This is a genomic window from Citrobacter sp. Cpo221 (assembly GCF_030332345.1).
GTDB classification, from domain to species: Bacteria; Pseudomonadota; Gammaproteobacteria; order Enterobacterales; family Enterobacteriaceae; genus Citrobacter; species Citrobacter portucalensis.
On the sequence record NZ_JAOWIA010000049.1, the window covers coordinates 217,913 to 241,886 of the forward strand.

The 23,974-nt window shown below is 51.7% G+C and carries 15 protein-coding genes; 10 read left to right on the plus strand and 5 right to left on the minus strand.

Annotated features, from left to right (window positions below):
* Window positions 1-616: 616 nt before the first annotated feature.
* Entirely contained in the window at window positions 617-3,286 is a 2,670-nt protein-coding gene (rcsD, locus tag OGY72_RS10965; RefSeq protein ID WP_148361718.1) for a phosphotransferase RcsD, read from the plus strand.
* Window positions 3,287-3,302: 16 nt separating this feature from the next.
* Window positions 3,303-3,953 carry a response regulator transcription factor RcsB gene (gene rcsB, locus OGY72_RS10970; RefSeq protein ID WP_003027592.1) on the plus strand — a complete coding sequence of 217 codons (651 nt, stop codon included), beginning with the start codon at window positions 3,303-3,305 and terminating at the stop codon, window positions 3,951-3,953.
* 118 nt (window positions 3,954-4,071) lie between these two features.
* Here rcsB and rcsC read toward each other — a convergent pair whose 3' ends face one another.
* Both rcsC and gyrA read right to left on the minus strand, forming a co-directional pair.
* The gene (rcsC, locus tag OGY72_RS10975; RefSeq protein ID WP_286547766.1) at window positions 4,072-6,918 is read right to left on the minus strand and encodes a two-component system sensor histidine kinase RcsC; all 2,847 of its coding nucleotides are present in this window, start codon (window positions 6,916-6,918) and stop codon (window positions 4,072-4,074) included.
* A gap of 121 nt (window positions 6,919-7,039) precedes the next feature.
* Window positions 7,040-9,679, minus strand: a complete 2,640-nt coding sequence (gene gyrA, locus OGY72_RS10980) for a DNA topoisomerase (ATP-hydrolyzing) subunit A (protein WP_003834662.1) — start codon at window positions 9,677-9,679, stop codon at window positions 7,040-7,042.
* A 158-nt stretch (window positions 9,680-9,837) separates the two neighbouring features.
* Here gyrA and ubiG point away from each other — a divergent pair, with 158 nt between their 5' ends.
* The 4 genes from ubiG (at window position 9,838) to yfaE (ending at window position 14,766) form a co-directional block, all read left to right on the plus strand.
* Window positions 9,838-10,566 carry a bifunctional 2-polyprenyl-6-hydroxyphenol methylase/3-demethylubiquinol 3-O-methyltransferase UbiG gene (gene ubiG / locus OGY72_RS10985; protein ID WP_008785314.1) on the plus strand — a complete coding sequence of 243 codons (729 nt, stop codon included), beginning with the start codon at window positions 9,838-9,840 and terminating at the stop codon, window positions 10,564-10,566.
* Window positions 10,567-10,985: 419 nt separating this feature from the next.
* Window positions 10,986-13,271: a class 1a ribonucleoside-diphosphate reductase subunit alpha gene (nrdA, locus tag OGY72_RS10990; protein WP_003834667.1), complete on the plus strand. Its 2,286-nt coding sequence runs from the start codon at window positions 10,986-10,988 to the stop codon at window positions 13,269-13,271.
* 110 nt (window positions 13,272-13,381) lie between these two features.
* Window positions 13,382-14,512, plus strand: a complete 1,131-nt coding sequence (gene nrdB / locus OGY72_RS10995; protein WP_003834668.1) for a class Ia ribonucleoside-diphosphate reductase subunit beta — start codon at window positions 13,382-13,384, stop codon at window positions 14,510-14,512.
* Complete coding sequence (gene yfaE, locus OGY72_RS11000) at window positions 14,512-14,766, plus strand: ferredoxin-like diferric-tyrosyl radical cofactor maintenance protein YfaE (protein ID WP_003027609.1); 255 nt, start codon at window positions 14,512-14,514, stop codon at window positions 14,764-14,766. The genes nrdB and yfaE overlap by 1 nt, the downstream gene beginning before the upstream one ends.
* Before the next feature lie 3 nt (window positions 14,767-14,769).
* Here the strand turns inward: yfaE and OGY72_RS11005 are convergent, their stop codons facing one another.
* Window positions 14,770-15,960: an MFS transporter gene (locus OGY72_RS11005; RefSeq protein WP_286547767.1), complete on the minus strand. Its 1,191-nt coding sequence runs from the start codon at window positions 15,958-15,960 to the stop codon at window positions 14,770-14,772.
* A 160-nt stretch (window positions 15,961-16,120) separates the two neighbouring features.
* Here OGY72_RS11005 and OGY72_RS11010 point away from each other — a divergent pair, with 160 nt between their 5' ends.
* A complete protein-coding gene (locus OGY72_RS11010) occupies window positions 16,121-16,999 on the plus strand; it encodes a LysR family transcriptional regulator (protein WP_008785317.1) in 879 nt (292 codons plus the stop codon).
* Between the two features lie 60 nt (window positions 17,000-17,059).
* Here OGY72_RS11010 and glpQ read toward each other — a convergent pair whose 3' ends face one another.
* Window positions 17,060-18,127, minus strand: a complete 1,068-nt coding sequence (gene glpQ / locus OGY72_RS11015; protein ID WP_003834675.1) for a glycerophosphodiester phosphodiesterase — start codon at window positions 18,125-18,127, stop codon at window positions 17,060-17,062.
* A gap of 3 nt (window positions 18,128-18,130) precedes the next feature.
* Entirely contained in the window at window positions 18,131-19,489 is a 1,359-nt protein-coding gene (gene glpT / locus OGY72_RS11020; RefSeq protein ID WP_003834677.1) for a glycerol-3-phosphate transporter, read from the minus strand.
* 270 nt (window positions 19,490-19,759) lie between these two features.
* On the opposite strand from glpT, the gene glpA reads away from it, so the two are divergent.
* From glpA to glpC, 3 genes are read left to right on the plus strand one after another with little or no spacing between them, the layout of a single operon-like run.
* A complete protein-coding gene (gene glpA / locus OGY72_RS11025; RefSeq protein WP_148361714.1) occupies window positions 19,760-21,388 on the plus strand; it encodes an anaerobic glycerol-3-phosphate dehydrogenase subunit A in 1,629 nt (542 codons plus the stop codon).
* Window positions 21,378-22,637, plus strand: coding sequence for a glycerol-3-phosphate dehydrogenase subunit GlpB (glpB, locus tag OGY72_RS11030; protein WP_003834683.1), 1,260 nt, complete (start codon window positions 21,378-21,380; stop codon window positions 22,635-22,637). The genes glpA and glpB overlap by 11 nt, the downstream gene beginning before the upstream one ends.
* Complete coding sequence (gene glpC / locus OGY72_RS11035; protein WP_003834686.1) at window positions 22,634-23,824, plus strand: anaerobic glycerol-3-phosphate dehydrogenase subunit GlpC; 1,191 nt, start codon at window positions 22,634-22,636, stop codon at window positions 23,822-23,824. Before glpB ends, glpC begins: the two co-directional genes overlap by 4 nt.
* Window positions 23,825-23,974: the final 150 nt, after the last annotated feature.

Here is a 23,974-nt window from a genome sequence, read left to right on the forward strand (position 1 = left end):
GATACTAAAACTTTTAAGGTGTTTCATTTATCGGTATAGATGTTTCAAAATATTAATATGAGGGAACTTTTTTAAAATCAAAAAACAGACAAAATAAGCACAAATAATCAAGAATCATTTTAATGATCTTTAAAATCAATGCATTACACAAAAAAATCTTATAGCACTGAATGACAAAACAAAATCTTCACTCGCAACTAAAATAGACCCGCTATCATCATTAACTTTATTTATTACCGTCATTCATTTATGAATGTCTGTTTACCCCTATTTCAGCCGAATGCTCTGCGTTCGGTTTTTTTTTACCCTTCTTTACACAAAACTTACCTTTCCGTGCTACCGATGCAAAACTATAACGACTATTAACTATCTCGGGCGTCACGATCAGATATAAGTTTGATAAATAATTTCTTGTTATTTAATGCTAAATGTATACATTCCGTACGAATATTTGTACCCGCCTTTATCTTCTGTACACCTTTGCATCGTAATGGCTGTAACAAAATCAGGCGCAAAGAATGCAGGCCAGGCGGCGTGGTGTAAGTGTGGTAATTCATACATTACCCTTTATACTGCCCTTTCATCTTTCGCGTCGTTTAACAGGTCATAAACACGAATGAGTCAGTCTGACACAACGGTTTCCACCCGATTCTCCCTGTTACCAGGAAGTATTACCCGTTTCTTCTTATTACTGATCGTTGTGCTGTTGGTGATGATGGGTGTTATGGTCCAGAGCGCCGTCAACACCTGGTTAAAAGATAAGAGCTATCAGATTGTTGATATTACCCATGCCATTCATAAAAGGGTCGATACCTGGCGATACGTGACCTGGCAAATCTATGACAATATTGCCGCCTCAACCAGTTCGCCGGGTGCAGAAGGGCTGCAGGAAACACGTCTGAAACAAGACGTCTATTATCTTGAGAAGCCGCGCAGAAAGACTGAGGCGCTGATTTTCGGCTCGCATGACAGTTCTACATTGGAAATGACCCAGCGCATTTCAACGTATCTGGACACGTTGTGGGGCGCGGAGAATGTCCCATGGTCAATGTATTACCTGAATGGCCAGGACAACAGCCTGATCCTAATCTCAACGTTACCGCTGAAAGATCTGACCTCTGGTTTTAAAGAATCGACGATTGGGAATATTGTCGATTCCCGGCGCGCTGAGATGCTGCAACAGGCTAATGCGCTAGATGAACGTGAAAGCTTCTCTTCACTGCGCCGTCTGGCCTGGCAGAACGGGCATTACTTCACGCTACGCACGACCTTTAATCAGCCAGGACATCTGGCAACGGTTGTCGCCTTTGACCTGCCGATTAATGACTTGATCCCGCCCGGTATGCCGCTGGACAGTTTCCATCTGGAACCTGATGCCACCTCAACGACCGAGCACCTGAATGAAAAAGAGTCGCCTGACAGCGTCAGCATTAATTTCAACAACAGTAAAATTGAGATCTCTTCGGCACTAAACTCAACGGATATGCGGCTGGTGTGGCAGGTTCCGTTTGGCTCATTGCTACTCGACACATTGCAAAGCATTCTGCTACCGCTTTTGCTGAACATTGCGTTACTGGCTCTGGCGCTGTTTGGCTATACCACCTTTCGCCACCTCCCTGCCCGTTCCACCCAGGTGGCGCCAAATCTTGCGGCAAATAATGAGTTGCGTGTTCTGCGCGCAATCAATGAAGAGATTGTATCCCTTTTGCCGCTGGGATTACTGGTACACGATCAGGAAGCAAACCGCACGGTTATCAGCAATAAAATTGCCGACCACCTGCTGCCGCATTTAAATCTGCAAAATATTACCAATATGGCAGAGCAGCATCAGGGAGTGATTCAGGCCACCATCAATAATGAACTGTATGAAATCAGACTGTTTCGCAGCCAGATCTCCCCGAGAACGCAGATCTTTATCATTCGTGACCAGGACCGCGAGGTGCTGGTCAATAAGAAGCTGAAACAAGCGCAGCGGCTGTATGAGAAAAACCAGCAGGCCCGAGCGGCCTTTATGCAGAATATTGGCAGCGCGCTGAAAGACCCCGCGAAAACGCTGGCTGCTAATGCCGCCGCGCTCAATACACCAGACAGCCAGAAACTGGCCAATCAGGCCGACGTTCTGGTGCGGATGGTGGACGAAATCCAGCTAGCCAACCTGCTGGAGAACGATGCCTGGAAAGGTGAATCCACACTGTTTTCCGTGCAGGCATTAATTGACGACGTGGTTCCGGAAGTTCTGCCGGCCATTAAGCGTAAAGGGCTGCAGCTACTGATTAAAAATCACCTAAGCGCCCATGACGAACGCCGTGGCGATCGCGATGCCTTGCGCCGTATTTTGCTGCTGTTGATCCAATATGCGGTAACCACCACGCAGATAGGTAAAATCACGCTGGAAGTCGACCAGGATGAGTCGGAGGCCGAACGCCTGACCTTCCGCATTCTGGATACCGGGGAAGGCGTCACATTAAATGAAGTTGATAATCTCCATTTCCCATTCATTAATGACACGCAGGGCGATCGGTATGGCAAAGCCAACCCGCTGACGTTCTGGTTGTGCGATCAGCTCGCCCGCAAGCTGGGTGGACACCTGAATATTAAAGCGCGGGAAGAACTTGGAACACGTTATATCGTCCATGTTAAAATGCCGCTGCACGATCAACATGCTGATAGTGAAGAGCGCCTGTTGGATGACGTCTGCGTAATGGTTGATGTCACCTCAAATGACGTACGTAGCATTGTATTACGTCAGCTGGAAAACTGGGGGGCAACCTGCATCACGCCCGATGAACGGTTGAATAGTCAAGAATATGATCTCTTTTTAACGGATAATCCGTCTAATCTTACTGCCTCGGGCTTGCTTTTAAGCGATGATGAGTCTGGCGTACGGAAAATTGGCCCCGGTCAGCTGCGCGTCAACTTTAATATGAGCAATGCTATGCAGGAAGCTGTCCTTGAGCTGATTGAAGAGCAGCTGGCACAAGAAGAGTTCCAGGAACTCCCCCTCGGCGGAGATGAAAACGCCGAACTTCATGCCAGTGGTTACTACGCACTCTTTGTAGACACAGTACCGGATGATGTTAAGAGGTTGTATACTGAGGCGGCTATCAGCGATTTCGCTGCATTAGCCCAAACGGCCCATCGCCTGAAAGGCGTGTTTGCCATGCTTAATCTGGTACCCGGCAAGCAGTTATGTGAAGCGCTGGAACATCTTATTCAAGAGAAAGATGCTCCAGGTATAGAAAAATACATCAGCGACATTGACGTTTACGTCAAGAGCTTGCTGTAGCAAGGTAGCCCAATACATGAACACTATGAACGTAATTATTGCCGATGACCACCCGATTGTACTGTTCGGTATTCGTAAATCACTTGAGCAAATCGAGTGGGTAAATGTTGTCGGCGAATTTGAAGACTCCACTGCACTGATCAACAATTTGCCTAAGTTGGATGCGCATGTGTTGATTACCGACCTCTCCATGCCGGGAGATAAATACGGTGATGGGATCACGTTAATTAAATATATCAAGCGTCATTTCCCGAGCCTGTCGATTATCGTTCTGACCATGAACAACAATCCGGCTATCCTGAGCGCGGTACTGGATCTCGATATTGAAGGGATCGTACTGAAGCAAGGTGCGCCAACCGACCTGCCAAAAGCGCTGGCCGCGCTGCAGAAAGGTAAGAAATTTACCCCGGAAAGCGTGTCTCGTCTGCTGGAGAAAATCAGCGCCAGCGGCTATGGCGACAAACGTCTGTCACCGAAAGAGAGTGAAGTTCTGCGCTTGTTTGCCGAAGGTTTCCTGGTTACTGAGATCGCCAAAAAGCTCAACCGCAGCATTAAAACCATCAGTAGCCAGAAAAAATCGGCAATGATGAAGCTCGGTGTGGAAAACGATATCGCACTGCTGAATTACCTCTCCTCCGTGACGCTGAGTCCGTCAGACAAAGAATAATTCTTTATCACGTCAAAATGCCTGATGGCGCTGCGTTTATCAGGCCTACGAACACACAGCATCGTGCACGTTTCGTAGGCCGGATAAGACTAACGCCGCCATCCGGCTCTTTTATTCCCTATCCCCGCGTTTTTCTCACTCTTTCCGCATAGACCGCCAGCGTTTGCTTCAATACGTCTAAGGTCACCGGCTTGGACAGACAGCTATCCATACCTGATTCCAGACAACGCTGCTTCTCTTCGGCAAGCGCGTTTGCCGTTACCCCCACAACAGGCAGCGTTAACCCTAGCTGGCGGATACGCTGCGTCAGGCGATAACCATCCATATTTGGCATGTTGACGTCACTCAGCACAATGTCGATATGGTTTTTGCTGAGTACATTGAGCGCATCCACACCGTCATTCGCCGTTTTACACTGATATCCCAACGATCCCAACTGATCGGCCAGTAAGCGCCGGTTGATAGGGTGATCGTCAACAACCAGGATCATCATGTCATCGTTCGTCGCACCGGCTTTATCCGGGGCTGGCAGCGCCGTGGAGAGATCTTCACTCCCCAGCTCTACACTGTATATATGCGCCAACAGCGCAGGCAGTTCGTGCGGTGACGCCACGCTGTGTACCCATTCTCCAGGCTCTCTTTCCAGCGGAATACCAATATGGCGGCGGCAGAAAATCACCGCAGCCCGTCCCTGCCACGCCTGTTCCAGCACATCGTCAGCCACCAGCAGGTCATCCGCATCGGGCTGTTGTCCCTCATATCGCAGCACCGTCATCCCGTTACGCGTCAGGCTGGATTCGAGAAATTGGTACAGTGACGCATTGCGTACTACCAGCCAGCAACGCGTGCCGGCCAATCCTTCAACACCCTTTTTCAGCGGATACTGTGCGCCATACAGCGGAATACGTAGCGTAAACTGACTCCCCATTCCCGGCTCGGAATCGACGGAAATATCCCCATCCATCATGCTGATCAGTTTTTCACAAATCGCCAAACCGAGTCCCGTTCCCTGGAAATTACGCTGTACGCCAGTCCCCACCTGGAAGAAAGGATCGAACAACCGAACCACCTCTTTGGCAGGGATCCCTACACCGGTATCACGCACTCGAATGCTCAGGTAGTCGCCGCTGCACTGTACGTGCAGCACAATACAACCGGTATCGGTAAACTTGATTGCGTTACTCAGTAGATTAGAAATCACTTGTTGTAAACGCATCGGATCGCCATTCAGCGCCACGGGCACATCCGGATCGATAAAGCAGTACAACCCCAACTGCTTGCGGACCACCAACGGCAAATAGTTAGCCGTAATATGGTTCATGACTTCACGTGGTGAAAACTCTCGCGGTTCAATCTTCAGCTGTTCAGATTCAATCTTTGAGAAGTCGAGAATATCGCTGATAATTTTCAGCAGCAGGCTGGAAGAGTTATTCATCGCCGTTACCAGACGATCCACCCCACTCGGTAACTCTTTGGTTTGCAATAAATCAAGGTTACCGATAATGCCATACAGCGGTGTACGTAGCTCATGGCTCACCGTCGCAAGGAACATCGATTTTGACTGGCTAGCCTGTTCCGCCGCCTGTGCCATCTCCTGCAACGACTCTTCCATTTTAACGCGTGCGCTGACATCAACCAGGACACAAATTGCCACGTTTTCATTGCGATAGCGCGAGTGCACAAAGCTGATTTGCAGATTGGTATTGTTGCTGGTCAGCACATCAACAAAATTGACCTGTTGGCCGCAAATAATTTGCGTTAACCGCTGACGGTCTTCATGCGTCAGCATGTTCAGATAGGTGTGCGCCAGTTCGTTACTCAGAATGTTAATGCCATCCATCGTGCGCAGAATACAAATACCCACCGGCGCAGAAGCCACGATTTTACGGTTAAACTGCTCATGTTCTTCCAGCCGCTGTGCATCACTTTCCGCTGGAATAAAAATGCGCCGTTCATACATGCGCGTGAGCATAAATAATGCCACCCCGACCAGCACGTTCAGCAGGATAGCGTTCAGGATCATCATGCGGATCCGCTCCAGTACCAGGTCGACCGGAACGGAGTACACGATGCTCAGGGAGGAAGGAGGCAGATTCTTCTTCAATACCAGCTCACGGAAACCCGGTGTGTAACCAAACCAGGAGCGTTCCTGCATCCAGTGGGGCTCAGCCTTAATATTCCCTTCAGGGCCAGTGAGAGAAATTAGCGCATGCCCATTTTCGTCGAGGATGGTCACGCCCATCGGTAAACTGCCCGGCGTGAAGAAATTCTCCATGCGAATTGGCTGCTCTACGCCCAACAGCGCCTGGAGGCGATTGGCGAGGTAAACCGGCGTCAGCGCATAGAAATACCCTACTCCCGGACGTGGCCCCTGGCTGATCCAGAACAAGTTGTTGCCATTTTCGTCTTGCGTAGCATTACGATACTTAATAATGCGCTCATGCAGCGCCTTCAGGGCCTCGTCACGTTCAACGGGCATATCACGCAAACCGAAATTGGCCATACAGAGGTTGTCGCTGCCGATCAGGAACACTCGATTTAAATCATAGGCGGCGGAAAAGTTGTCGCGCCAGTAGCGCATAAACCAGGCCAGTGATTCCAGAGAACCTCGCCAGGCATTGCCCATGACAGAACAGTCGGAGTCGGCAAACAACGGCTCAAAATTAGGCACGACGGTTTTATCATCTTGCGCCCGCAGCGACATCACACCGTTTTCCGCCGTTAAGCGATTCTCGGCAATATATTTCAGCTCTTTAATGACATCAGATGTGCGCTGAATGTAGCGCTGGGCCTGATCGGAGCTGAGATTAAGCTCCTGATGGATCTCAGACTCTCGCTGGTGCAGCGCATTCACAATGTAGAACACGGAAGCAAACGCAATCAGACACCAGATAACGAGCGCCAACGCTCTAAACAGGTAGCGTGAGACTTTTAGGGTTGAATGAACGGAAGCAAGGTATTTCAAAGGGGCGAAGCTCCGCCTCAGGGCATTAATAGAGTGTGGTTAAGGTAGCGGTAAATGTCTTTTGTCGCAATGCCATTAAAAAAAGGGCCGGATTTCTCCGGCCCTTTTTATAGCGTCTTAATTACTCGTCAGCGTCATCCGCTGCTGCATCGTCATCGCTTTCCGCTTCAGGTGCGATATCCTCGTCACCTTCAGCTGCGCTTCCGTCGATGGAGTCGAGCTCTTCATCATCAACCGGTTCAGCAACGCGTTGCAGACCCACGACGTTTTCGTCTTCCGCAGTACGGATAAGGATCACACCCTGGGTATTACGCCCTACCACGCTGATTTCCGACACGCGAGTACGTACCAGCGTACCTGCGTCGGTGATCATCATGATCTGGTCGGTATCTTCAACCTGCACTGCGCCAACAACGGAACCGTTGCGCTCGGTAACCTTGATGGAGATAACGCCCTGGGTCGCACGAGACTTGGTCGGATACTCTTCCGCCGCCGTACGTTTACCGTAACCGTTCTGAGTAACGGTCAGGATCGCACCTTCACCGCGCGGAACGATCAGCGATACCACGCTATCTTTTTCCGCCAGCTTGATACCGCGTACACCGGTCGCGGTACGACCCATTGCACGGACAGCATCTTCTTTAAAGCGCACTACTTTACCTGCCGCAGAGAACAACATGACTTCGTCACTGCCAGATGTCAGATCTACACCAATCAGTTCGTCGCCTTCGTTCAGGTTAACCGCAATAATACCGGCAGAACGCGGACGGCTGAATTCGGTCAGCGCCGTTTTCTTCACGGTGCCGCTGGCGGTTGCCATGAAGACGTTCACGCCCTCTTCGTACTCACGTACTGGCAGAATTGCGGTAATACGTTCGTTAGCTTCCAGCGGCAGCAGGTTGACGATTGGACGTCCACGCGCGCCACGGCTTGCTTCCGGCAACTGATAGACCTTCATCCAGTACAAACGACCACGGCTGGAGAAGCAGAGGATCGTGTCATGGGTGTTGGCCACCAGCAGGCGGTCAATAAAGTCTTCTTCTTTAATGCGTGCTGCTGATTTACCTTTACCGCCACGACGCTGCGCTTCGTAATCGGTTAACGGCTGATATTTCACGTAGCCCTGATGAGACAAGGTTACGACAACATCTTCCTGGCTAATCAGATCTTCGATGTTGATGTCAGCGCTGTTCGCGGTGATTTCAGTACGACGAGCGTCACCGAATTGTTCACGAATCAGCTCCATCTCTTCACGGATAACTTCCATCAGACGATCGGCGCTGCCCAGAATGTGCAGCAGTTCAGCGATCTGTTCCAGCAGCTCTTTATATTCGTCGAGCAGTTTTTCGTGCTCAAGGCCAGTCAGTTTCTGCAAACGCAGATCCAGAATCGCCTGGGCCTGCTGTTCAGTCAGGTAGTACTGACCGTCACGCACGCCAAATTCCGGCTCCAGCCATTCAGGACGCGCGGCGTCATCACCGGCACGCTCCAGCATGGCGGAAACGTTGCCCAGTTCCCACGAACGCGCAACCAGCGCAGCTTTCGCTTCAGCCGGGGTCGGCGCGCGGCGGATCAGTTCGATGATCGGATCGATGTTCGCCAGCGCAATCGCCAGCGCTTCAAGGATGTGCGCACGGTCGCGGGCTTTACGCAGTTCAAAGATAGTACGACGGGTAACGACTTCACGGCGGTGACGTACGAACGCGGCAATAATATCTTTCAGGTTCATGATCTTCGGCTGGCCATGGTGCAATGCAACCATGTTGATACCGAAGGAAACCTGCAGTTGGGTCTGGGAATAGAGGTTGTTCAGAACCACTTCCCCGACCGCATCGCGTTTCACTTCAATCACGATGCGCATACCGTCTTTGTCAGACTCGTCACGCAGCGCGCTGATGCCTTCAACGCGTTTGTCTTTTACCAGCTCGGCGATTTTCTCAATCAGGCGCGCTTTGTTTACCTGATACGGAATTTCGTGAACGATGATGGTTTCGCGACCCGTTTTGGCATCCGCTTCGACTTCCGCGCGTGCGCGAATATACACTTTGCCACGACCGGTACGGTAGGCTTCTTCGATACCACGACGACCGTTGATGATCGCGGCAGTCGGGAAGTCCGGACCCGGAATATGTTCCATCAGCCCTTCAATGCTGATGTCTTCATCGTCAATATATGCCAGACAGCCGTTGATCACTTCGGTCAGGTTGTGCGGCGGAATGTTGGTCGCCATACCTACCGCGATACCGGACGAACCGTTCACCAGCAGGTTAGGAATTTTGGTCGGCATGACGTCAGGAATTTGTTCGGTGCCGTCATAGTTGTCGACGAAATCAACCGTTTCTTTTTCCAGGTCAGCCATCAGCTCATGGGCGATTTTCGACATACGGATTTCCGTATAACGCATCGCCGCTGCGGAGTCGCCATCGACAGAACCAAAGTTACCCTGACCATCTACCAGCATGTAGCGCAAGGAGAATGGCTGCGCCATACGAACAATGGTGTCGTAAACGGCGGTATCACCATGAGGGTGGTATTTACCGATTACGTCGCCAACGACACGGGCAGATTTTTTATAGGCTTTATTCCAGTCGTTGCCCAATACGTTCATGGCGTAAAGTACGCGACGGTGAACCGGTTTCAGGCCATCTCGGACGTCCGGCAGCGCACGGCCAACAATGACCGACATCGCATAATCCAGATAGGAGCTCTTCAGCTCTTCCTCAATGTTGACCGGTGTAATTTCTCTCGCAAGGTCGCTCATCTAACCGCTATCCCTCTACTGTATCCCGGATTCAAAGGTCGCAAATTATAACACATCCGTGCAGATTCAGGTAAATGGATTCCCCCTGACAGAGGCTTTATTCATCCCGTCAGGCTGATATACTCATTTGCATCGCAAATTTAGGAGTAGAAGCCCCAATGAATGCCGAAAAACCTCCGGTAGCTCACAACGTTGACCATGAAGAAATTGCCAAGTTTGAAGCAGTCGCGTCACGCTGGTGGGATCTTGAGGGTGAATTTAAGCCGCTGCACCGCATTAACCCACTGCGTCTGGGCTATATTACTGAGCGCTCAGGCGGCCTGTTTGGTAAAAAGGTACTCGACGTCGGATGCGGCGGCGGTATTCTGGCGGAGAGTATGGCGCGCGAAGGTGCCACCGTCACCGGACTGGACATGGGTTTTGAACCGCTGCAGGTAGCAAAACTGCATGCACTGGAAAGCGGTATCCAGGTAGAGTACGTACAAGAAACCGTCGAAGAGCATGCGGAAAAGCATGCACATCAGTATGACGTTGTCACCTGTATGGAAATGCTGGAGCACGTGCCAGACCCACAGTCAGTGGTCAGAGCTTGCGCCAGGCTGGTCAAACCGGGTGGCGAAGTATTTTTCTCCACGCTTAACCGCAACGGTAAATCCTGGCTGATGGCGGTGGTCGGAGCGGAATATATTCTGCGCATGGTGCCGAAAGGCACGCACGATGTGAAAAAGTTTATTAAGCCTGCTGAATTATTAGAGTGGGTTGACCAGACCGTACTGAAAGAGCGTCATATGACCGGCCTGCATTACAACCCCATAACCAACACCTTCAAACTTGGCCCGGGCGTTGATGTGAACTATATGGTACATACCACCGCCAAGGTTGATTAACTGCTCCTGTAGGCCGGAAAAAGCGTGCTACGCCGCCATCCGGCCTGCTTACTGGAACCATGCCTGATGACGTTTCGCTTATCAGGCCTACAAATCCTGTGCCAGATCATAAGAACTTTCCTTGCCTTAGATGAAGAAATCAGCACTCGATCAAATTTTCTATTTTTTTTCTCAATTATTGACATCCTCGCCAGGCCTTATAAGACGCGCACTTAGCGATTATCACCCTTTTGCAACCTCAATTTAACCTCAAAATCAACTCTTGTGCTGAAAAGAATCCCTACTAGAATACTCACCATATAGCGTCTATTTTATCAAACAACCCCTACATATAGTATTTATCCACAGACTTAGTCACAACATGACTCTGTGGATAATATGGGGGATATTTTTTCTTTCACGGACAGGTAAAAAACCACATGAATCAGAGTCTGCTGGTGACAAAGCGTGATGGTAGTACAGAGCGCATCAATCTCGACAAAATCCACCGAGTTCTGGATTGGGCGGCAGAAGGACTGAATAACGTATCGATTTCTCAGGTCGAGCTGCGCTCCCACATTCAGTTTTATGACGGAATCAAGACCTCCGACATCCATGAAACAATCATCAAAGCAGCCGCCGACCTGATCTCCCGCGAAGCGCCGGATTATCAGTATCTGGCTGCCCGTCTGGCGATTTTCCACCTGCGTAAAAAAGCCTACGGTGAGTTTGAACCGCCAAAGCTGTTCGACCATGTCGTGAAAATGGTTGAAATGGGCAAATACGACAATCATCTGCTGGAAGACTACACGGAAGAAGAGTTCAAGCAGATGGACTCGTTCATCGTACACGACCGTGATATGACCTTCTCCTACGCGGCGGTGAAGCAGTTGGAAGGTAAATATCTGGTGCAAAACCGTGTTACCGGTGAGATCTATGAAAGCGCACAGTTCCTCTACATTCTGGTAGCGGCTTGCCTGTTCTCTAACTATCCGCGTGAAACACGTCTGCAATATGTAAAACGTTTCTACGACGCCGTTTCTACGTTCAAAATCTCGCTGCCGACGCCAATTATGTCCGGCGTGCGTACCCCAACGCGTCAGTTCAGCTCCTGCGTACTGATCGAGTGCGGCGACAGCCTGGACTCCATCAACGCAACCTCCAGCGCAATTGTGAAATACGTTTCTCAGCGTGCCGGTATCGGCATTAACGCTGGTCGCATCCGTGCGCTGGGTAGCCCGATTCGCGGCGGTGAAGCGTTCCACACCGGCTGTATTCCGTTCTACAAGCATTTCCAGACTGCGGTGAAATCCTGCTCTCAGGGGGGCGTACGCGGTGGTGCAGCCACGCTGTTCTACCCAATGTGGCACCTGGAAGTTGAAAGCCTGCTGGTCCTGAAAAACAACCGTGGCGTCGAAGGCAACCGCGTTCGTCACATGGACTATGGCGTACAAATCAACAAGCTGATGTACACCCGTCTGCTGAAAGGCGGCGACATCACCCTGTTTAGCCCGTCCGACGTCCCGGGTCTATATGACGCGTTCTTCGCCGATCAGGATGAGTTCGAGCGTCTGTACACCCAATATGAAAACGACGACAGCATCCGCAAACAGCGCGTGAAAGCAGTTGAGCTGTTCTCACTGATGATGCAGGAACGTGCCTCGACCGGTCGTATCTACATTCAGAACGTTGACCACTGCAACACCCATAGCCCGTTTGATCCGGTTGTCGCGCCGGTACGCCAGTCCAACCTGTGCCTGGAAATCGCCCTGCCGACCAAACCGCTGACCGACGTTAACGATGAAAACGGCGAAATTGCGCTGTGTACGCTGTCCGCATTTAACCTGGGCGCTATCGAAAGTCTGGACGAACTGGAAGAGCTGGCTGTACTGGCGGTACGTGCGCTGGATGCGCTGCTCGATTACCAGGATTATCCGATTCCGGCCGCCAAACGCGGTGCGATGGGTCGTCGTACGCTGGGTATTGGCGTGATCAACTACGCTTACTGGCTGGCGAAAAACGGTAAACGCTACTCTGACGGCAGCGCCAATAACCTGACTCACAAAACCTTTGAAGCGATTCAATATTACCTGCTGAAGGCTTCTAACGAGCTGGCAAAAGAGCAAGGCGCATGCCCATGGTTTAACGAAACCACCTATGCGAAAGGTATTCTGCCGATTGATACCTATAAAAAAGATCTTGATGCTATCGCTAACGAACCGCTGCATATGGACTGGGAACAGCTGCGTGAATCTATCAAGACTCACGGCCTGCGTAACTCCACGCTGTCAGCCCTGATGCCGTCCGAGACCTCTTCGCAGATCTCCAACGCCACCAACGGCATTGAACCGCCACGCGGTTACGTGAGCATCAAAGCATCGAAAGATGGGATTCTGCGTCAGGTCGTGCCGGACTACGAACACCTGCACGACGCATACGAACTGCTGTGGGAAATGCCAAACAACGACGGCTATCTGCAGCTGGTAGGCATCATGCAGAAATTTATCGATCAGTCGATTTCCGCCAACACCAACTACGATCCGTCGCGCTTCCCGTCCGGAAAAGTACCGATGCAGCAGTTGCTGAAAGACCTGCTCACCGCCTACAAATTTGGTGTTAAAACGCTGTATTATCAGAACACCCGTGACGGTGCGGAAGACTCTCAGGACGATCTGGTACCGTCCATTCAGGACGATGGCTGCGAAAGCGGCGCATGTAAGATTTAATCTTTTGCCGGGTGGCGTAGCGCTTACCCGGCCTACAAATTAATTCGCGGTATTGTAGGCCGGATAAGCAAAGCGCATCCGGCAGTACATTCCAGACAGGATTCACATCAATGGCATACACCACTTTTTCACAGACGAAAAATGATCAGCTTCTGGAACCGATGTTCTTCGGCCAGCCGGTGAACGTCGCCCGCTACGATCAGCAAAAATATGACATCTTTGAAAAACTGATCGAAAAGCAGCTCTCTTTCTTCTGGCGTCCGGAAGAAGTCGATGTTTCTCGCGATCGTATCGACTTCCAGGCATTGCCGGAACATGAAAAACATATCTTCATCAGCAACCTGAAGTATCAGACGCTGCTGGACTCCATTCAGGGACGTAGTCCTAACGTCGCGCTGCTGCCGTTAATCTCGATCCCTGAACTGGAAACCTGGGTGGAAACTTGGGCGTTTTCTGAAACGATCCACTCCCGCTCTTACACCCACATCATCCGTAATATTGTTAACGATCCGGCGGTGGTGTTTGACGATATCGTCACCAACGAGCAAATCCAGAAACGCGCAGAAGGCATCTCCAGCTACTACGACGAATTGATCGAGATGACCAGCTACTGGCATTTGCTCGGTGAAGGTACGCATACCGTTAATGGTAAAACGGTTGTCGTAAACCTGCGTGAGCTGAAGAAGAAGCTGTATCTGTGCCTGATGAGCGTGAACGCGCTGGAAGCGATCCGCTTTTATGTCAGCTTCGCCTGCTCTTTCGCCTTCGCCGAACGTGAACTGATGGAAGGCAACGCGAAAATTATTCGTCTGATCGCCCGCGACGAAGCCCTGCACCTGACCGGTACTCAGCATATGCTGAACCTGCTGCGCAGCGGCGTGGACGATCCGGAGATGGCGGAAATTGCCGAAGAGTGCAAACAAGAGTGCTACGACCTGTTCGTACAGGCCGCGCTGCAGGAAAAAGAGTGGGCAGACTATCTGTTCCGTGATGGCTCAATGATTGGCCTGAACAAAGACATTCTGTGCCAGTACGTTGAGTACATCACCAACATCCGTATGCAGGCTGTTGGACTCGATCTGCCATTCCAGACACGTTCTAACCCGATCCCTTGGATCAATACCTGGCTGGTGTCTGACAACGTCCAGGTTGCGCCGCAGGAAGTGGAAGTCAGCTCTTATCTGGTCGGCCAGATCGATGCCGAAGTCGATACTGACGATCTGAGTAACTTCCAGCTCTGATGGGCCGCGTGACTCTGCGCATCTCTGGCACGCAGTTACTGTGCCAGGATGAACACCCTTCCCTGCTTGCCGCGCTCGAGTCGCACGATGTTGAAGTCGAATATCAGTGTCGTGAAGGCTACTGCGGCTCCTGCCGTACCCGCCTGGTGGCGGGACAGGTTGACTGGATTGCAGAACCGCTGGCCTTCATTCAGCCCGGTGAAATATTGCCGTGCTGTTGCCGGGCAAAAGGCGATATTGAAATAGAGCTGTAGTGTTTAGTGAACTTCATGCGCGGAGACCAGTACCACGTCTCCGCGTTTTTTCATCTGCATGATATACAACACCCCGGCCAGTACCACCAGCAGCGCCCCCACCAGATAAATCGCCCGATATCCCACACCCTCGACCATCATCCCCATGATAAACGCGCCGATTGCCATTCCTGCATCCATCGCATTGAAAAACAGCGAATTAGCGATACCAATTTTATGGGGTTCCACCGAACTAATAATTTGTGTCTGAAATACGGGCGTGACCGAACCATAACCGATGCCAATTAATCCACCGGAAATAATCATCATAATGCTACCGTTAGTATAGCCAAGCGCCACCAGCCCGACTGTGAAAGCGAGCAAACATGGATAGACCACGTATTTCGGCCCTTTTTTATCACAAACATTGCCGGTAAAGGTTCGACAGATCATCAGGCAAATGGCGTAACACAACAGGAAATTACTGGCGGCGGCCATCAGATCGAGCTCGCGCGCATACAGTGCGAGAAAAGCGGAAACGCCCGCGTAGGAAAAGGTCATGAAAAACGTCACCATCGCGAAAGGCAGTGCGGCGCGATCAAACATTGCCGCAAATCCCAGCTTCGGTTTTGAGCCGTCAGCATGACGGATAACCGGCGGTACGGCGACAATCAATGACAGGATAATACCCAGTACGGCAACCGCGCTACACAGCCAGAATGCTGTGGTAAAAGCTTCCCAGCGTGCCATGTTCAGCCCTACCCACGGCCCCACAACCATTGCCAGTCCCATGGCTAACGAGAAAAAACTGATGCCCTCCCCACGTCGGGAGGCCGGTATCAACCGCGCGGAAATCGTTCCTTTTACCGTAGTAATAACGCCAAACGTTACACCATGAAGCACCCGAATCAACAGCAGTGATTCAATTGAGTGGCAAACAGGATACAGCGCAGTGACCACCAAAAAGGCCAGAGAAGAGAGCACCAGAATTGTTTTATTCGAATATTTTCCTACCCATTGTCCCGCAAACGGGCGCACAACAATTGCGGCCCCCAAAAAGAAGGTGACTAATAATCCGGCCTTATCTGGAGTGGCATGCAGGCGATCCGAAATATAGATCGGTAACAGCGTGAGCAGGACATAAAAAACAAAAAATATAATAAAGCTGATTATCGTTATTGCCCAAAAATCTTTCGTCCACAGTTTTTCTTTCATATTCGACAACCTGTCCAGACGGCGCACGCAGGCAACGCTCAGCTCAACTGAACTACGGACAGGTGCGTCGAAGTGTGATTTTACGGTAGACCGCAAGTATAAACAGGTCCATTATATTAGAGAAATTAATCGTTTTAATATTGTTGATTAGAAGAAACTAATGACACTAACCCAGATCCACGCCCTGCTTGCCGTACTTGAGTACGGTGGATTTACCGAAGCCAGCAAGCGGCTGTACATGACCCAATCCGCCGTTAGCCAGGCAATTTCAGCGCTAGAGGAAGAGCTAGGGGTTGATATTCTTATCCGCGAACGCCGCAAAGACATTCAACTTAGTCCGGCCGGGAGTCGGATCGTTTCACACCTGCGGACGATCGTGTCTGAAACCAACGCGGTGAAAGAGATTGCCGAGCAGGAGCGACAAAACCCGGCCAGAACCCTGCGTATCGGCTGCTTTCCCAGCGCCTGTGCCTGCATTTTGCCCGGCATCATCCACCACTTCGAACAGCACCACCCGCATATCAAAATTATCCCTTATGAAGAAAACAGCACGGCAATAGTTGATTCCCTGCGCAGTGGGGATATCGATGCGGGATTTGTGCATTTCCCGGTAAATGGCATGTACTGCGTACCGGTGTATCGCGACAAATTTACCGTTGTAGTTCCTGAAAGCCATCCGCTGGCGGCCAATAGCACGATTTCAGTGGAACAACTGGTTGGAGAACCGCTCATTATCAGCAAAGGTCGCTATGAATTAAGCATCATGGCGCTATTTAAAGAGAAGGGGATTGAACCGGTCATTAAATACGAGTTTAACCATCCGGATACCGCGATGAGCTTTATTCGTCAGGGGCTGGGTATAGCATTATTACCGGAATTAACGCTGAAGGCGGTTGGTGGGAAAGTACGCTCAGTCGCGCTGGAACCAACGTTCTATCGACAGATATCCTTACTGGCAAAAGAGCCGCCGGTGGACGGCAGCCCTTTATTTCTCCTGCAGGCATGTATGGAAACGTTGACAGCAGACGGCCTTATCTAGCAGTTAAAACGTTCATCCATTAAGGCCTGTGACCGGAGGTGCATCACAGGCCTTACACCATCACTCTTTATTCAAGAATTTCACTGCTTTGTCGGGGAAGTCGGTGAACAGCCCGTCAACGCCCGCCTTGTTATAAAGAATGTCATACAGCTGGTTTACGTCAGTGGTGTAATCCGGCAGTTGATCGGCACGAACGGTATAAGGATGCACCACCATCTTACTCTGATGTGCGTCCTGTACCATGCCAGTTAACGAGATATTGCCCTTCTTCGACTTCTCATCAATCAGCATGTGGTAGTCCGGCCCAATGCCGTCCGCATACTGCGCAACCTGCTTCATGGCACCCGGTTTAAACATCCAGTCGTAGTTGTAATTCACCCAACTGCCGTCCGGCTTTTTCTCCTGGGTTTCATTCCAGTCAGTGTACGCAATCAACTGTACCAGATTGAGATCCATCCCCATCTTCGGTTCCAGTTCATTTTTAATGCGCTTCAACTCTGCAACATCAAAACACTGTAGATAGACCTTGTCGTTCTTGTCGGTATACCCGTACTTTTTCAGTACTTCCAGTGTTTTAGCCGCAATGTCCTTCCCTTCCTGGTGATGGAACCACGGTGCTTTCATTTCCGGGTAAATACCGATGTTTTTACCGGTGGAATGATTTAATCCCTGAACAAACTCAATCTCTTCTTCGAACGTGTGCACGCGGAAATCAGATTTACCCATCGGGAAGCGCCCTGGGTAGGTCTGGACCTTTTTGCCATTTTCGATATCGAAGCCTTCGGTAAATTTCAGCGATTTAATTTCATCCAGCGTAAAGTCGATGGCGTAGTAACGCCCATCTTTACGCGCACGATCCGGAAAACGCTCGGCAACATCGGTGACGCGGTCAAGATAGTGGTCATGCAGGACGACCAGATGGTCATCCTTGGTCATAACCAAATCCTGCTCCAGATAATCCGCACCCTGGGCATAGGCCATCGCTTTTGCTGGCAGCGTATGCTCCGGCAGATAACCGCTGGCGCCACGATGCGCAATCACGATTTTATCTGCGGCAACCGCTGCACTGCTGACCACCATACCTGCGAGCATCAGCGCCACGCTGAGACTTTTCAATGTGGTTTTCATCTATTAGCCCCCGTTACGCTTCAGTTCCATCTCTTCGTGATGGCGTTTTTCGCCAATCATGACGACTACCAGCAGAATAACCGCCAGCACGCTACCGCCAATCATCACCATAAAGCCGCCGTCCCAACCGAAGAAGTCAACGGTGTAACCAACAATGGCGCTCGCGGCCACAGAACCACCGAGATAACCGAACAGACCGGTAAAGCCAGCCGCCGTTCCCGCCGCTTTTTTCGGTGCCAGTTCCAGCGCGTGCAGACCAATCAACATTACCGGGCCGTAGATCAGGAAGCCGATGATGATCATACAAGCCATATCCACGTTCGGGTTGCCTGCCGGGTTCATCCAGTAAACGATGGTTGCAATAGTTACCAGCGTCATAAAGAACACGCCGGTCGCGCCACGGTTACCACGGAAGACTTTATCCGACATCCAGCCGCACAGCAGCGTGCCCGGAATACCCGCATACTCATACAGGAAGTAGGCCCAGGATGACTTGTCCAGTGCGAAATGCTTCACTTCTTTCAGGTAGGTCGGTGACCAGTCCAGGATGCCGTAACGCAGCAGATAAACAAACACGTTAGCGATAGCGATGTACCACAACAGTTTGTTCGGCAGTACGTACTGCATGAAGATCTGCTTCGCAGTCAGCTCTTCTTCAGCTTTCTCGGTGTAATCGTCCGGATAGTCGTTCTTATACTCTTCGATAGGCGGCAGACCACAGGACTGCGGCGTATCACGCATCAGGGCAAAAGCAATCAGCGCGACGACGATCGCACCGAAAGCAGGCATATACAGCGCCGCTTTCCAGTCATTGAACCAGGCCATACCCAGCAGGAACAACAGCGGAGGCAGACCGCCACCCACGTTGTGCGCACAGTTCCAGACGGAAACAATTCCTCCACGCTCTTTCTGCGACCACCAGTGCACCATAGTACGGCCACACGGAGGCCAGCCCATCCCCTGGAACCATCCGCAGAGGAACAGCAGCACAAACATAATAGCAATACTCGATGTCGCCCACGGCACAAAGCCCATGAACAGCATCACTGCGGCGGCCAGAATCAGACCGGCTGGCAGGAAAACGCGCGGATTCGAGCGATCCGAAATGGACCCCATGATGAATTTCGAAAATCCGTAAGCAATGGAGATACCGGACAACGCAAAACCCAGATCGCCACGCGAGAAACCTTGCTCAACCAGATACGGCATCGCAAGGGCAAAGTTCTTACGTACCAGATAGTACGCGGCATAACCAAAGAAAATCCCCAGAAAAATCTGCCAACGTAATCGACGATATGTCGGGTCGATCTCCGCTGCAGGTAAACGCGCCGTGTGTGACGCTGGTTTAAAAATGCTCAACATAGTGTAGCCTCCGTGGCCGTCTTTCATTCGAAGTAAACACTGCAGTTCGTCATTACTACCCTACCGCTCCCAGTGTGGCCGCGATGTTAAGGAAAGATACATAACAAAAATGTGAAACGCAGCACATATTGTTACAGATTTATGACAAATGTTCATAAAGGCGCACGAAATCACATTTCATTTTCGAATAATGAGCGATTATGCGCGAAATCAAACAATCCATGTTTTTTATGTGGCTAAATGATAAAAAACGAACTGTGAGGAAAAACAATGAAAACTCGCGACTCGCAAACAAGTGACGTGATTATCATTGGTGGAGGAGCAACAGGTGCAGGGATCGCACGTGACTGTGCGCTGCGCGGGTTGCGCGTCATCTTAGTGGAACGCCACGATATCGCCACAGGTGCGACCGGGCGCAACCACGGCCTGCTGCACAGCGGTGCACGCTACGCCGTCACCGACGCTGAATCTGCCCGTGAGTGCATCAGCGAAAACCAAATTCTGAAACGTATCGCCCGCCATTGCGTTGAGCCAACGGACGGTCTGTTTATCACCCTGCCGGAGGATGAGCTGTCCTTCCAGTCCACCTTTATTCGCGCCTGTGAAGAGGCAGGGATTCGCGCAGAAGCGATTGATCCTCAGCAGGCACGTATTATCGAACCTTCTGTGAATCCACAGCTGATTGGTGCAGTAAAAGTACCAGACGGCACGGTCGATCCTTTCCGCTTAACAGCAGCTAACATGCTGGATGCGCGTGAGCATGGCGCGGTTATCTTAACGGCGCATGAAGTGACGGGACTGATCCGCGAAGGCGCAACGGTTTGCGGCGTTAACGTGCGCAATCATCTGACAGGCGAAATGCAGTCCCTGCATGCACCGGTTGTCGTCAACGCCGCTGGGATCTGGGGTCAACGCATTGCGGAATATGCCGATCTGAGCATCCGTATGTTCCCGGCCAAAGGTTCGTTGCTGATTATGGATCATCGCATTAACCAGCATGTCATTAACCGCTGCCGTAAGCCATCTGACGCCGATATTCTGGTGCCTGGCGATACCATTTCACTGATCGGTACCACCTCACAGCACATTGATTACGACGATATCGACAGCAACCGCGTCACCGCAGAAGAGGTCGATATTCTGCTGCGTGAAGGCGAGAAGCTGGCGCCGATTATGGCGAAAACACGCATTTTACGCGCCTACTCTGGCGTACGCCCGCTGGTGGCTAGCGACGACGACCCAAGCGGTCGTAACGTCAGCCGTGGGATTGTACTGTTCGATCACGCTGAACGTGACGGACTGGACGGATTTATCACCATTACCGGCGGCAAACTGATGACCTACCGCCTGATGGCGGAATGGGCCACCGATGCCGTTTGTCGTAAGCTGGGCAATACCCAGCCTTGCACAACGGCAGACACCGCGCTGCCTGGCTCACAGGAAACTACCGAGCATACGCTTAAACGCGTGATCTCATTGCCCGCGCCACTGCGCGGCTCGGCGGTCTACCGTCACGGCGATCGCACCCCTGCGTGGCTTAGCGAAGGCCGTCAGCACCGCAGTCTGGTCTGCGAATGCGAAGCAGTCACCGCAGGCGAAGTGCAATACGCCGTCGAGAATTTAACCGTCAACAGCCTGCTCGATTTGCGTCGCCGTACCCGTGTTGGAATGGGGACCTGCCAGGGCGAATTGTGTGCCTGCCGCGCCGCAGGTTTACTGCAACGTTTTAATGTCACTACCGCAGCGCAGTCCATTACCCAGCTTTCCGACTTCCTCAATGAACGCTGGAAAGGCGTGCAGCCTATCGCCTGGGGAGATGCACTGCGCGAAAGCGAATTCACGCGCTGGGTTTATCAAGGGTTGTGTGGTCTGGAAAAGGAGCACCAGGATGAAATTTGATACCGTCATTATCGGCGGCGGCCTCGCCGGACTGCTATGTGGCCTGCAACTGCAAAAAAGCGGACTGCGCTGCACGATTGTTACCCGCGGCCAAAGCGCCCTGCATTTTTCCTCCGGCTCACTGGATTTGCTCAGCAGCTTACCCGATGGTCAACCGGTGACGGATATAGAAGCGGGTTTGAATGCGCTGCGCACTCAGGCACCCACACATCCGTATAGCACCATCGGAACGCAGAACGTTCTGGAACTGGCCCAGCAGGCGCAAAATTTACTGGATGAATGCGGAACGCATTTGCAGGGCAAAGTGCATCAGGCGCATCAACGTGTTACCCCGCTGGGCACCCTGCGCTCAACCTGGTTAAGTTCCCCGGAAGTGCCGGTCTGGCCGCTGTCCGCGCAGCGTATCTGCGTTGTAGGGATTAGCGGGTTACTGGATTTTCAGGCGCATCTCGCCGCAGCGTCATTACGCCAACGCAATCTCAGCGTCGAGACGGCAGAAATCGAGCTGCCGGAGCTGGATGTCCTGCGTGATAACCCAACCGAGTTTCGCGCCGTTAATATTGCGCGCCTGCTGGATAACGAAGATAAATGGTCGCTGCTCTATGACGCATTGCTGCCAATGGCAAAAACCTGCGACATGATAATCATGCCGGCATGCTTTGGTCTGGCCGATGAGCGGCTCTGGCAGTGGCTTAACGAGCGCCTCCCCTGCTCGCTGACACTGTTACCGACCCTACCACCTTCGGTGCTGGGCATGCGTTTGCACAACAAATTACAGCGCCAGTTTGTGCGCCAGGGCGGTGTGTGGATGCCGGGTGATGAAGTGAAAAAAATCACCTGTCAGGATGGCGTGGTCAGCGAAATCTGGACCCGAAATCATGCCGATATCCCCTTGCGGCCACGTTTCGCCGTGCTCGCCAGCGGCAGCTTCTTCAGCAGCGGGCTGGTCGCCACGCGTGAGGCAATCCACGAACCAATCCTGGGACTGGATGTACAGCAAACAGCTACCCGCGCCGAGTGGTATCAGCGTGATGTTTTCGATCCACAACCGTGGCAACAGTTTGGCGTAACAACCGATACCGCATTGCGTCCATCACTGGCGGGAAAAACGATAGAGAACATGTATGCCATCGGTTCCGTCCTCGGCGGATTCGACCCTATCGCCCAGGGTTGCGGAGGCGGCGTGTGCGCAGTTAGCGCCTTACATGCCGCGCATCATATTGCGAAACGTGCAGGAGGACAGCAATGAGCGACACACGTTTTGAAAGTTGTATCAAATGTACGGTGTGCACCACCGCCTGCCCGGTAAGCCGCGTCAATCCGAGCTACCCGGGCCCTAAGCAGGCCGGCCCGGACGGTGAACGTCTGCGCCTGAAAGATGGCGCGCTATATGACGACGCGCTGAAATACTGCATCAACTGTAAACGCTGCGAAGTGGCCTGTCCGTCAGACGTGAAAATCGGCGATATCATCCAGCGCGCGCGTGCCAAATACGACACGACGCGCCCATCGTTGCGTAACTTTGTCTTAAGCCATACCGATTTAATGGGTAGCGTATCCACCCCCTTCGCCCCAATAGTGAATACCGCCACCTCATTAAAACCGGTGCGTCAATTGCTGGATTACGCGTTAAAAATCGATCATCGCCGTACGCTGCCGAAGTACTCCTTTGGCACCTTCCGCCGCTGGTATCGTAGCGTTGCCGCACAGCAGGCGCAGTATCAGGATCAGGTCGCCTTTTTCCACGGCTGTTTTGTGAATTACAACCATCCCCAGCTCGGCAAAGACCTGATCAAGGTTTTGAATGCGATGGGAACCGGCGTGCAACTGCTGAGTAAAGAGAAATGCTGCGGCGTGCCGCTGATTGCCAACGGTTTTACCGATAAAGCGCGTAAGCAGGCAGTAAGCAACGTGGCCTCACTCAGAGAGGCAATTGATGGCAAAGGCATTCCGGTGATTGCCACCTCATCAACCTGTACCTTTGCGCTACGTGATGAATATCCGGAAGTGCTGGATGTCGACAACTCAGGCCTGCGTGAACACATTGAACTGGCAACCCGCTGGCTATGGCGCAAGCTGGATGAAGGTAAAACGCTGCCGCTGAAAACGCTGCCGCTGAAGGTGGTCTATCACACGCCATGTCACATGGAGAAAATGGGCTGGACGCTCTATACGCTGGAGCTACTGCGACAAATTCCAGGGCTGGAGCTGACGGTGCTGGATTCTCAGTGTTGCGGGATTGCCGGGACTTACGGCTTTAAAAAGGAAAACTATCCGACTTCACAGTCTATCGGCGCACCGTTATTCCGCCAGATTGAAGAAAGCGGCGCTGATATCGTCGTCACCGACTGCGAAACCTGTAAATGGCAGATTGAGATGTCAACAAGCAAGCGCTGCGAACATCCTATCACCCTGCTTGCCAAAGCGTTGGGTTAACTCTGTTGCCCGGTAGCATTTGCTACCGGGCATTTTTGCGTAGCCCGTTCCGCTTAATTGAATACGTTGCAGTCGGGCGTATTTATCTCTGATTCATCCACGCAAAGAACCCATTTCCCACATGCAGTGCATATTAAAAGTAGATACCGT